The sequence below is a fragment of the Chryseobacterium potabilaquae genome (assembly GCF_902728265.1).
GTDB lineage: Bacteria > Bacteroidota > Bacteroidia > Flavobacteriales > Weeksellaceae > Chryseobacterium > Chryseobacterium potabilaquae.
Genome location: NZ_CACVBR010000004.1, coordinates 48,754 through 60,874, shown reverse-complemented (window position 1 = coordinate 60,874; position 12,121 = coordinate 48,754). Strand labels below are relative to the sequence as shown.

The window sequence follows — 12,121 nt, the reverse complement described above, 5'->3', positions numbered from 1 at the left end:
TTAAAAATATATTTGTATGATTAATTTACACCTTAAAATGATACACACAACCACCTCATTAAGAGTACGTTACGGAGAGACAGATCCGATGAAATATGTATATTATGGAAACTATGCAGAGTATTTTGAAGTCGGTCGAGTTGAACTTTTTCGAAGCATCGGAATACCATATAATGAGATTGAAAATCAAGGAATTTGGTTACCCGTTTCTGAATATAAAATTAAGTATTTAAGACCCGCTTTATATGATCAAAAATTAATAATCCATACGTATGTAAAAAAAATTCCTGGCGTAAGAATTGAATTTGAATACGAAATTTTCAACGAAGAAAATATAAAAATAACGGAAGCATCTACTACTCTTTTCTTTTTAGACGCCAAAACTAATAAAGTAATCAAATGTCCGGAATTTCTAATGCAGCTGGTAAAAGAAAATTGGAAAGAATAATGTAAGGCTTCCTTAGCAGTAAATTTTTTCTTATGTTTAACCCTTTAAAAATGATATATGATGAAGATTGCATTTTTAGGCCCTCAAGCTAGTTTTACGCAATTAGCAGCCTCTCAGCTTTTTCCTAAAGAAGAGCTTATCCCCAAAATCAATATTTTAGATTGTTTTAATGATGTGGCTCATGGACATGTGGATAAAGCAGTTGTTCCTTTAGAGAATTCTATTGAAGGTACTGTTTCCATGACACTAGACTATCTATATAAAACACCTTTTATCACAATAGAGGCTGAGGCCGTCATGCCAATAGCTCATCATTTAATGATCCATCCTGATAACAACGCTTACGATATTGAAAAAATATATTCTCATCCTCAAGCATTAGCACAAAGTTTTCATTTTTTGGATGCTCATTATAAGAATGTACAACGGAAAGATTTCTCATCAACTGCTGCTGCTGCTCTCTATATATCTGAGCATCCTGAACTCAAAAGAGCGGCAATAGCCAACCAATTTGCAGCCAATTTGTATAATTTAAAAATCATCAATAGAAATATCCAGGATTTTGAACAAAATCATACCCGATTTATTATAATTTCTAAACGAAAAGAACAATATTATAATAATCAATTAGAAGTATTAGGAGAAAAGTCAGGACTCATTATTACTTTACCCAATGATCATTCAGGAGGTCTGCACCAAGTATTATCTGTATTTGCATGGAGAAATATGAATCTTAGTAAAATAGAATCCCGAACATTAAAAACAGGCCTGGGAAATTATTTCTTTCTCATTAATGTGGTCGGTAAATGGGAATCCGTATTATATGAAAACGCAATTGCAGAATTAGAGTCTATAAACACCCAAGTATCTTTTCTGGGTAATTATAAAGAATTTTTACTAGAAAGTTAAGTCAAAGACTTTTCAATAGAATGTTCAATAAGGTGTTGTTGTTTTAATAACACCTTATTTTTATGACTGTTATATTCTTTCCTTGATTCCAGACAAATAGTTATATTTGACAATAAAACACAGAACAATGGAATTTTTTTTCACCATACTTGTTGTAATATTAATTCTCTTCTTATATAACAAGCTCAATAATAGAATTAAAAATTTAGAAAATGAGCTCTTTAATTTGAAGAATATTGATAAAGTAAATGAAAATGAGAATGTAGCAGCGATAAAAAAACCTGAAGTACAATTTTCAAGGGAAAATAAGCAGGAAAAGGAAATCGTACAGGAAACTATAATTCCTGAAAGAAGTGAGCGTATTCCTCAAAAAGAAAAATTCAATCCGCTATTTGATTTTTTAAAACAAAATGCATTAACCATAGTTGGAATTTTGACTCTTGTATTAGGTATCGCCTATTTTGTAAAATATGCAATTGACAAAAATTGGATTGGAGAATTGGGAAGAGTTGGAATCGGAATGCTTGCCGGAATTGGAATTATGCTTATCGGATATTTTTTCCGAAAAAATTACAAGATATTTTCATCAATCATTACAGGAGGAGGTATCGCTGTATTGTACTTTACCATTACTATTGCGTTTAGAGAATATCATCTCTTTACACAAAGTATTTCCTTTATTCTTATTTGTATAATTACATTAGTTTCAATCGGAATTTCTTATTATTATAAAAGTGAAACATTATTCATATTCTCCATGCTTGGAGGATTTGCTGCACCCTTAATGATTAGTACTGGAGAGAGCAACTATTTATTTCTCTTTTCTTATATATCAATTTTAAATATAGGAATTTTAAGTATTGTATTCCTCAAAAACTGGAAAAGCACAGGTTGGCTAGGATTCATTTTAACGAGTATTTACTTATTATATTGGACAGTAGATCATACAGAACTTCTAAGCATCCCTTTCTACATAATTAATTATATTGTTTTTTATGTTTTCGCATTAAAAGATTATTTCAAGAAGAATATTATCTCCTCCCTTGACATATTAATGCTCGTTTTAATCAATTGTTTAAGTACCTTAGGATTAGTTTATATTTTTAATGATTTGCAATATGAACCGGTAATTGTATTTCCTCTTATTTTTGCAATTATCAATGGAGCATTACTATTAAAAGAAAGCCGTAATAAAAACTTTGGCACCAATTATTCGGTATTTACTGGAATAACAGTCAGTCTTATTACCATCGCTATTGCATTACAATTCAAAACCTATTTAATTACTACCGTTTGGGCCATAGAAGCTACTTTACTTTTATTTCTCTGGAAAAAAACTAATTTGTCTATTTTTAAAATTTGTTTTTACATTCTATTTCCATTGGTAATTATTGCTCAAGCTGTCACTTGGACGGCCTATATTAGTATAAACGATTTAAAAGTTATATTCAACCCTGTTTTTCTTACGAGCTTTGTGACCATTATAACCATTCTTATTAATCAGTTTTTGCTAAAAAAAATTCCACAAATTGAAAATCGTAATCATAGTTTTTTTGAGCAAGCTTATAAAGTATTAAGTTTTGGAGTTATTTATTTTGCTTTACTACTAGAAATTATATACCATATCTCGGAAAGGCCATCCGCTTTCATTGTCAGCATAGGGTTATTATTTACTGTATATTATATTTTTTCTTTGCTTATATGTGGTAAAAAAATTCATATTAACACCCATATTCAATCTGGACTTATCTATCTTTTTTTAGTCTTTATTATTCTTAGTGGTTCATTTTCAGGATCAGAAATTGTGATCGCTATTTTATCAAAAAAAATACAAACTCCATTTTATTGTATCCATTTATTGTATTGCCTTCCTTTTCTGTTCACCCTATGGAAGATCATCCCTAAGTCCGATTTTTTAAAAACCCAAATATCCTATTGGCTTCTCTCTTTAACGATAGTCGTAACGATAAGCTATGAACTTTATCATCTCTATATATTATCAAATGCTAATAGTATTCTGCAAATAGATAAGCTGGGTAATCATTTCAGTATTTTGTATTTACCCATAATTTGGGCAATTCTAGCAAGTATCTTTATTTATTATGGCTTAAAGAAAAATCTTTCAGAACTTAATAAAGCCGGGGTTTCACTTATTGCAATCACTATATTAAAACTGTATGCATATGATGTTTGGCAAATGGATAATATTTCAAGGATTATTGCTTTTATTATTTTGGGAATCATTTTATTACTAAGCTCATTCCTTTTTCAAAGGCTAAAAAATATTATTAGAAACATGGTTGACAAAAAAGAAAATGACAATAAAAATGAGAGTTCATAATTATTCAAAAGTTTAGAGCCAACCCAAAAAGCTATTTATATTTTATAAAAATTAATTATATTTATCCAGTTTTTTAACATTTATATTCCATCAATTATGAAAAGAGCTCTTTATTGCTTATTCCTTTTCACTTCTGCAATTTCATTTGCTCAAAAAAATTCTGGTAACCAATTTGCTATTGCTAACGATATAGTAGGAACCGTAAGTTTATTCAACTCTAAAAAACAAATTATTCAAAGTAAAAATGAATACAAAACTGCGGCTAGTCTACCTAAAGATTTAAAAAAGTATAGCTATTTAGCCGATAAAGGACTGGTTGTATATACCATTAAAAATGGACAAGAAGGCTTGGATAGACTTTCTATAGCTCAAGTGAATGAAATCAACGGTCTTCCTAAAGAAACACCTGTTTACATTGATGACTATCAATTCTCGGATCCCGATATTCTTGTATATGCTGAGATTTTACCAAAAGTTGCGATCAAAGAAAATAACGGAAAAAAATATTTGGATATAAAAACCTCATCGAAATAACAAAAGGATACTTATGGGTATCCTTTTTTATTAGTATTTTTTAGTCCATTTTTTCTTCAACTCTTCATAAATCTTTTTTTCTGTAGAATTATTTCCTGGCTCATATAGTTTGATATCCTGAATCGCTTCTGGCAAAAAGGCCTGTTCCACAAAATTTCCCTCAAATGAATGAGCATATTTGTATTCTTTTCCGTAGTCAAGATCTTTCATAAGTTTAGTAGGCGCATTTCTTAAGTGTAAAGGAACCGGAAGATTTCCTGTTTGTTTTACCAAAGCTAATGCCTCATTAATAGCCATATAGGCAGAATTACTTTTTGGTGAAACGGCTAAATAGATTGCAGCTTCACTCAATATAATCCTTGCTTCCGGATTGCCTATAACATTGACTGCCTGAAAGCAATTATTGGCAATAACTAATGCATTAGGATTCGCAAGACCTATATCTTCCGCTGCCAAAATCACCATTCTTCTGGCTATAAACTTGATATCCTCTCCCCCTGCAATCATTCTCGCCAGCCAATACACAGCCCCGTTAGGATCACTCCCACGCATAGATTTTATAAAAGCCGAAATAATATCATAATGTTGTTCCCCATTTTTATCATAAAGAGCCATCGTTTCTTGGAGAACTTCCAGAACATCTTCATTTTTAATCTGAATATTCTTTGAATTCTTAAATTGATTCAAAACAGATTCAACAGAGTTAATTAATTTTCTTCCATCCCCTCCCGAATATTGAATAAAAGCTTCTTTCTCAACGATTTCAAATGTAGTATTTTCATCCTTATTATACTGAGCAGAAGCTATATCAATTAAGTCTTCAAGTTTATCATAACTTAAAGCTTTGAGTACATACACCTGACTACGGGAAAGTAAAGCAGAAACCACTTCAAAACTAGGATTTTCTGTTGTAGCTCCTATTAATATAATCCAGCCTTTTTCTACAGCATGAAGAAGGGAATCCTGTTGCGACTTATTAAAGCGGTGAATCTCATCTATAAACAAAATGGGAGACTTCCCTGAAAATAGATTTTGTTTTTTTGCATCTTCAATCACATCACGAACATCTTTTACCCCCGAAGATACCGCAGAAATTTTATAAAATTTTCTTCCGGATTTTTCAGAAATAATTTCTGCAAGCGTAGTTTTCCCTGTTCCCGGAGGTCCCCAGAATATGAGAGAATTTAACGTATTATTCTCTACCATTTTTCGTATGGTACCATTTTCTCCGGTAAGATGCTCCTGTCCCAAAACATCATCTAAAGTTTTAGGTCTTAATCTTTCTGCTAATGGAATATTTTGATTCAAAATTTCTGATTTGTTTTAAAGTAAAGTATTACAACATTTTATACAGGTATCTTGATTTATATCTATAAAGCTATTTAATTAATAAACAGTAAAATATATTTAACAAGTACATGTCTATCTCTGTTAAAGTTCTAACAAATTTAAACTAATTTTCATTTTTTTACCCTATTTTTGCATTGTTTTGAAATTTACATTGAACAAAATAATCACTTTTCCGTTGGTAATTTTAATTAGATTTTACCAGTGGTTTATTTCGCCCATCCTTCCAAAAAACTGTCGTTATGAGCCTACTTGTTCACATTATATGGTAGAAGCACTCCAAACACATGGAATATTAAGGGGATTTTGGATGGGGATAAAAAGAATTGTGAAATGTCATCCTTGGGGAGGGAGCGGATATGACCCTGTTCCACCTAAAAAACAATTAAATAATAAATAATAAATAATAGTAATGAGTAACCTTTTTTTCAGAATTTACTTGATCATATTCGCTTGTACAACTCAATTGTTTTGGGCACAAAACTCTCCTAAAGGATTGTCAGATGGTGATTTAAAGGTAAATTCTACGGTTATGCCGGTAAAGATTTTTTCTACAACCGAGCTTGGCGAACTAAACACTTTTCCCTATAGAAAAACGGAAGGAAATGTTTTAGTTATTTTCAACAAATCAAATTTTGAGCCACAATATTATAGCTTTAGTGCTTCTACTTTAAACTTATTTAAAGATCAGAAATACCAATTCTATGATAAAAATTTTAAGTTAATTGAAAATGCAGTAACTCCGGAAAACATCCAAACATTTAAATATGCCATAAAAGCAAGTAAGCCACTCGCAGCATCAGATAAAATAGAATTGGAAACATCCTATGCCATCTGGGATCCTTCAACAGGAATTCATTTAGGTCCTATTACTTTGCATTATTATAGCTTAATGTTCATTTTTGCATTTGGTTTTGGATATATCTTAATGACTAAAATTTTTAAACTTGACAATGTAAATCAAAAGTATTTAGAACCTCTTTTTACTTGGACTTTAATTGGAACAATCCTTGGAGCAAGAATTGGTCATGTCATTTTTTATCAACCTGAATTATTTAAAGAAGACTTTTGGAGCATATTCTTACCTATAAGCACTAAAAATGGTTTTAAATTCACCGGATTTTCCGGATTAGCAAGCCATGGAGCTACTATTGCGTTGATATTTACTACTCTTTATTATTCTTTTAAGATTATTAAGAAAAATCCACTATGGGTATATGATAGATTAGGAATTGTAGTCTCATTAGGAGGAGCATTTGTAAGAATGGGAAACTTTTTTAATTCTGAAATCCTAGGAAAACCTGCAGATCAAAACTCTCCATTTGCCATACTTTTCCCTCAACAAAGTAACGAATATGGCGTTACGGTACCTAGATATCCAAGTCAGTTATTTGAAGCCATAGGATATATTGTGCTATTTATTTTATTATGGGCATTATATAGAAAAACCGATAAAAAATACCAACAAGGATGGTTATTCGGATTGTTTTTCATCATTTTATGGGCTATCCGATTTTTTGTTGAGTTTTTAAAAGAACCTCAAGGAACGGAATTTATCCAACTCGGATCACTCAATACCGGGCAAGTATTATCTATTCCATTTATGATTGCCGGAGTAGTGATTATGGTGATGTCAAAAAAATTTAAAATCACCCAGGCAGAAAACGAAAAGCCAGACTAAAATAAAAAGGCAAGTTTACAAATAAATGTAATCTTGCCTTTTTTAGTTTTACTATATTTTTATTAATCTTCTTATAATTCCAAACAGACTTTCCTATTCAACTCTTCAAAAACATTCCCTAGCTCATTAATAACATCAGAAGGAAGCATCGATTCTTTTGAAAACTTCTCAGCTGCAAAATCGGCTGCCTTTCCATGAATCCATACACCTAGTATTGCTGCATTTTCTTCCGAATATCCTTGAGCAAGAAGAGATGTTAAAATACCGGTTAATATATCACCACTTCCCCCTTTAGCCAACCCTGCGTTCCCCGTTATATTATAATAAACCTTTCCTTCTGGCGTAATTACTTGCGTATGATGATCCTTTAGGACAATAAAAATATGCAATTCTTTGGCCTTTTTTATTGCCAATTCAGATCTTTTAAATGAATTTTCTGTCTCTCCAAACAATCTCTCAAACTCTTTTGGATGAGGAGTTATAATAGATTTTTTAGGAATTGATTTCAAGTTCTTTTTGTTCTTAGCAACAATATTCAATGCATCCGCATCTAAAATTAAAGGCCTAGAATAATCACTTAAAAATTTTAATATTTTATCTTCCGTTTCTATATGTGTTCCCAACCCAGGGCCAATACCATATACCGAATCTTCTTCAAAATCAAAACTATTAATATATTGATCTCCTCCTTCCACAAACATAGCTTCAGGATTTGAAATTTGTAAGATTTCGGAGCCACATTTCGGAGCCAGGGCAAAAGTAAGTCCCGAGCCTGACTTTAAAGCCGCCTTAGTAGCCAATACTACAGCTCCCATTTTTCCATAACTTCCTCCTACAATGGTTACCCTACCATAGGTTCCTTTATGAGAAAATTCAGATCTTGGATGAAAAATACCCTCTACCACTTTATCTTCAATAATAAAATAGTCTGTATTTGTATTCGAAATAAAATCTTTATCAAGATCGATATCTAGAGGTATTACTTTTCCTACATATTTTCCGGTTTCGGAATGAAGAAAGCTTTTCTTCCAAAACTGAAATGTCAGAGTATAATCTGCTTTTAAAACGGTGGTGTCTTCGGGTAAAATTTCATCTGAAAAAAGTCCCGAAGGCATATCTATTGATATTTTGATATTCTTTTTCGTATTCAGTTTATCAATCAATTCTTGGTAATCGCCCTCTATTTTTCTTGATAATCCCGTTCCAAAAATAGCATCAATAATGATTGCTTTATGATCAAAACGATAATAATCAACTTCTTTAAAGTTTTTCATCGCAATGCCTGAAACTTCACGAAATTTTCTAAGATTTACAGCAGCCTCTTCTGAGAATTTATCCTTAAAGTCATTTATAAACACTTCTACATCATATCCCTTTAAATAAAGCATGGTTGCAATGGCAAAACCATCCCCTCCATTGTTACCTTTTCCACAGAATACCGCAAAGTTTTTATGATTTTTACAATTTGCTGCAATCCAGTCCACACATGCTTCTGCAGCTTTTTCCATTAAATACAGAGAATCAATATCTTCATTTTCAACTGTATATTGTTCACATTGACGTATTTGTTCCGCGGTAAAAATTTTCATAATTGATATTGTTATTAGCCTTAATCATTGCCGGCCAATTTACAAAAGAAATCTGAAGTTTCCTTTAGGTTTAGGAACATAATACGAAGAAACCCTCTTAAATAAAAGAGACATGAATAGCTTATTTTAAATAAAAAATAAATATTCTATTATAATTTTTCGTAAATTAAAATTTATAATAACTATAATACTAAAGATATAAACTATGGGATTTTTAAAAGAATTTAAAGAATTTACTTTTAAAGGAAATGTTCTTGATCTGGCCGTGGGGGTTATCATTGGAGCAGCTTTTGGAAAAATCGTTTCATCATTGGTGGAAGATGTAATCACTCCAATATTATTGAATCCGGCATTAAAAGCAGCCGGGGCTGAAAACATATCAAAACTTTCCTGGAATGGAATTGCTTATGGAAATTTTCTTTCTGCAATAATCAGCTTTTTATGCATTGCAATGGTTTTATTTTGGATTATAAAAGCTGCTAACAAATTGATCAAAAAAGAAGCACCTGTAACAGGACCTACTGAAGATCAAAAACTACTAATGGAAATACGAGATCTTTTAAAAAGTAGAACCAATATATAAAAAAGAAATCACCTCAAAGCATTGAGGTGATTTTTATTTTTTTATTACTAGTGAATTTGTAAAATACTAGAAATTTGTTCCGCTAAGGAAAGCCCTATCCTATCCTGCGCTTCTAAAGTAGAGGCACCCGTATGCGGGGTTAAAGAAATTTTGGAATGATTTAAAACTTCTTTAGAAGGCGTAGGTTCATTAATAAATACATCAAGACCTGCAAATCTTACCTTCTCCGAATCCAAGGCTTTAATTAAAGCAGATTCATCAATAACGCCTCCTCTAGAACAATTTATAATCGCCACCCCGTCCTTCATTATTTCAAATTCAGGTTCTCCAATCATATATCCTTCCTTTTGAGCCGGGACATGGAGTGTAATAAAGTCAGAATGTTTCAAAACTTGTTGAAGAGGTTCAGTTTCAATATCTACATTGATAAACTGATTATTATAAAACTTTACTTTAATACTGGCTCTTCCTACATTATTATCAGCAGCAACTACTCTCATTCCAAGACCTAATGCTATTCTTGCAACCTCTTGTCCAATTCTCCCCATTCCTATGATACCAATTGTTTTTCCTCTTAGTTCAATACCGGCTGCATATGATTTTTTAAGTTTGGCAAACTCTACATCTCCTACTAATGGCATTTTCCGATTAGAATCTTGTAAAAATCTAGCTCCGGAAAATAAATGGGCAAAAACCAATTCGGCAACAGATTCTGAAGATGCGGAAGGTGTATTAATTACATGAATCCCTTTTTCTCTAGCATAATCTACATCAATATTATCCATTCCAACACCACCCCGTCCAATAATTTCCAAAGAAGGGCAATGATCAATGATATCCTTTCTTACTTGCGTTGCACTACGTACCAATAAAGTACGGATTTTATGCTCATTAATATAATCAGCTAAAGAATCTTGAGAAACCTTCTTTGTAATTACTTCAAATCCTTTCTCCGTTAATGAATCAATTCCAGACTGATCCAATCCATCGTTTGCTAAAACTTTCATAAATACGTTCTATATTTCAAAAATTAAAAGGTTAAAACCACTATGTAATAGAGGTAATTTATATATTAAAATTAGTCTTCTTTGAAGACTTCTATCGTAACTTGTTTTTCGACTAAGTCTGTAAATTTACCTTTATATCTTGTGGCTCTCACCAAGTGATTATCTATCCAATGATAATTTCCTCCTCTGGGTTTTCCACATAAGACACTATGATATTTAAAACCATGCTTATCAAGCCAATCAATCGTAATTTGTTTTAAATTTTCTGTTCTTGAGGTAAAAAAACATATTTGATGTCCTTGATCATACCACTTATTAATTGTTGCTAAAGCGTCGGGAAATGGTTCGCAAGTAATCATTCTCTCTGGTTCTTCATTGGGTACGTCATCCGTAATAGTTCCATCAATATCTATTAAATAATTTTTTATTCCGTCCTTAAGAATTGGACTAATATGATCTTTGTGTTCTAATTCCATTAGTAAAAAGGTTGAAAGACAAAGTTACGCTTTTTAGATCAAAAGATTTCTGAAACTTAGCTATATATTACTTTTTTAACACATTTTTTTATTTTAGAAGTATATTCATGATGAGACTAAATATATATCAATTTATATTTATAACATCTCAAATTCATATAATATATGACGCTTCATCAAAAATTTCCAAAATACATTTATTAGACTTACATTTGTAGGAATGGAAGAATTTGTAGTTTTAGTAGATCCTCATGATAATATGTTGGGTGTAATGGAGAAGCAGCAAGCTCATGTCAATGGTTTATTGCATCGTGCTTTTTCTGTTTTTCTCTTCAATGAAAAAGGAGAAATGCTTTTACAAAAAAGAGCCTCAAAAAAATATCATTCTCCCTCCCAATGGACCAATGCAGTTTGCTCACACCCTAGAAAAGGAGAATCTTATTTAGAAGGAGCCAAACGAAGGGTTAAAGAAGAACTCGGAATCGAAGTCGAACTTACTGAAAAATTCAATTTTATCTATAAAGCAGACGTAGGAGGGGGACTTTGGGAACATGAACTAGACCATGTTTTTATAGGTAATTATAATGCTAACTTCAATCTTAATCTTAACGAAGTAGAAGAAGTAAGATATATTTCTATCGAACAACTTGATCAAGAAATATCTGAAAATCCAGAAAATTTCACCGAATGGTTTAAGATAATATTAGAGGAATATAAACATCATTTTTAAATGAAAAAAAGCATATTAATTATAGTAACATCCTTCATCAGCGGGCTATGTTTTTCTCAGAAAGAACAAGTATACGATAGTCCCAATTATTCTATTAATATACCCAATGACTGGAAAGCCACCAATGATAATGATATCATCAATATTTTCCCCACCAGTGAAGTTGGAGCAGTTACTATTTCGGAATATCATGGTCTGAATCTCCCGATGGAAGAAACAAAAAAGTTTATCCTTGCTCTTTATCAATCAAATGATGATGAAAATAAAGTAAAAAGTAATAAAGGTAAAAAAGGATATTCAGAGTATTTTTATGAATATTTTGACGAAAATGAGAAGGTCTTCTGGATCACTAAAGTTTTTCAAAAAGAAAAAGATCTATATCTCTTATCTATCAATTGTGGTCAAAAATATTGGAACGGAAATTACATGAATCTTTTCAATCAAACCCTTAATAGTTTTAAAATAAAGAAATAAAG

The 12,121-nt window shown here is 31.3% G+C and carries 13 protein-coding genes; 9 read left to right on the top strand and 4 right to left on the bottom strand.

What is annotated here, in order from left to right:
• Nucleotides 1-37: 37 nt before the first annotated feature.
• The 4 genes from CHRY9293_RS03820 to CHRY9293_RS03805 all read left to right on the top strand — a co-directional run bounded on the left by CHRY9293_RS03820 (nucleotide 38) and on the right by CHRY9293_RS03805 (nucleotide 4,232).
• Nucleotides 38-448, top strand: coding sequence for an acyl-CoA thioesterase (locus CHRY9293_RS03820; protein WP_122546888.1), 411 nt, complete (start codon nucleotides 38-40; stop codon nucleotides 446-448).
• A gap of 60 nt (nucleotides 449-508) precedes the next feature.
• The gene (gene pheA, locus CHRY9293_RS03815) at nucleotides 509-1,357 is read left to right on the top strand and encodes a prephenate dehydratase (RefSeq protein WP_162031670.1); all 849 of its coding nucleotides are present in this window, start codon (nucleotides 509-511) and stop codon (nucleotides 1,355-1,357) included.
• Between the two features lie 127 nt (nucleotides 1,358-1,484).
• Nucleotides 1,485-3,698, top strand: coding sequence for a DUF2339 domain-containing protein (locus tag CHRY9293_RS03810; RefSeq protein ID WP_162031669.1), 2,214 nt, complete (start codon nucleotides 1,485-1,487; stop codon nucleotides 3,696-3,698).
• A gap of 96 nt (nucleotides 3,699-3,794) precedes the next feature.
• Nucleotides 3,795-4,232: a hypothetical protein gene (locus CHRY9293_RS03805; protein WP_162031668.1), complete on the top strand. Its 438-nt coding sequence runs from the start codon at nucleotides 3,795-3,797 to the stop codon at nucleotides 4,230-4,232.
• Nucleotides 4,233-4,262: 30 nt separating this feature from the next.
• Here the strand turns inward: CHRY9293_RS03805 and CHRY9293_RS03800 are convergent, their stop codons facing one another.
• Nucleotides 4,263-5,540: a replication-associated recombination protein A gene (locus CHRY9293_RS03800; RefSeq protein ID WP_162031667.1), complete on the bottom strand. Its 1,278-nt coding sequence runs from the start codon at nucleotides 5,538-5,540 to the stop codon at nucleotides 4,263-4,265.
• Nucleotides 5,541-5,733: 193 nt separating this feature from the next.
• Here CHRY9293_RS03800 and yidD point away from each other — a divergent pair, with 193 nt between their 5' ends.
• Together yidD and lgt are read left to right on the top strand one after the other, a co-directional pair.
• The gene (yidD, locus tag CHRY9293_RS03795) at nucleotides 5,734-5,979 is read left to right on the top strand and encodes a membrane protein insertion efficiency factor YidD (protein WP_228455463.1); all 246 of its coding nucleotides are present in this window, start codon (nucleotides 5,734-5,736) and stop codon (nucleotides 5,977-5,979) included.
• 414 nt (nucleotides 5,980-6,393) lie between these two features.
• Nucleotides 6,394-7,260, top strand: a complete 867-nt coding sequence (gene lgt / locus CHRY9293_RS03790; RefSeq protein ID WP_162031755.1) for a prolipoprotein diacylglyceryl transferase — start codon at nucleotides 6,394-6,396, stop codon at nucleotides 7,258-7,260.
• A 71-nt stretch (nucleotides 7,261-7,331) separates the two neighbouring features.
• On the opposite strand, the gene CHRY9293_RS03785 is transcribed toward lgt, so the two are convergent.
• Nucleotides 7,332-8,849 carry an NAD(P)H-hydrate dehydratase gene (locus CHRY9293_RS03785; RefSeq protein WP_162031666.1) on the bottom strand — a complete coding sequence of 506 codons (1,518 nt, stop codon included), beginning with the start codon at nucleotides 8,847-8,849 and terminating at the stop codon, nucleotides 7,332-7,334.
• Between the two features lie 205 nt (nucleotides 8,850-9,054).
• Between CHRY9293_RS03785 and mscL the strand changes: the two genes are divergently transcribed.
• A complete protein-coding gene (mscL, locus tag CHRY9293_RS03780) occupies nucleotides 9,055-9,432 on the top strand; it encodes a large conductance mechanosensitive channel protein MscL (RefSeq protein ID WP_162031665.1) in 378 nt (125 codons plus the stop codon).
• Nucleotides 9,433-9,479: 47 nt separating this feature from the next.
• Here the strand turns inward: mscL and CHRY9293_RS03775 are convergent, their stop codons facing one another.
• Together CHRY9293_RS03775 and CHRY9293_RS03770 are read right to left on the bottom strand one after the other, a co-directional pair.
• Nucleotides 9,480-10,439, bottom strand: coding sequence for a D-2-hydroxyacid dehydrogenase (locus CHRY9293_RS03775; protein ID WP_162031664.1), 960 nt, complete (start codon nucleotides 10,437-10,439; stop codon nucleotides 9,480-9,482).
• Nucleotides 10,440-10,510: 71 nt separating this feature from the next.
• Entirely contained in the window at nucleotides 10,511-10,915 is a 405-nt protein-coding gene (locus CHRY9293_RS03770; RefSeq protein ID WP_162031663.1) for an LNS2 domain-containing protein, read from the bottom strand.
• Between the two features lie 220 nt (nucleotides 10,916-11,135).
• On the opposite strand from CHRY9293_RS03770, the gene idi reads away from it, so the two are divergent.
• Together idi and CHRY9293_RS03760 are read left to right on the top strand one after the other, a co-directional pair.
• The gene (gene idi / locus CHRY9293_RS03765; RefSeq protein WP_122546880.1) at nucleotides 11,136-11,645 is read left to right on the top strand and encodes an isopentenyl-diphosphate Delta-isomerase; all 510 of its coding nucleotides are present in this window, start codon (nucleotides 11,136-11,138) and stop codon (nucleotides 11,643-11,645) included.
• On the top strand, nucleotides 11,646-12,119 hold the full coding sequence (locus CHRY9293_RS03760) for a hypothetical protein (protein ID WP_162031662.1): 474 nt from the start codon (nucleotides 11,646-11,648) through the stop codon (nucleotides 12,117-12,119).
• The last annotated feature ends 2 nt before the right edge of the window (nucleotides 12,120-12,121 follow it).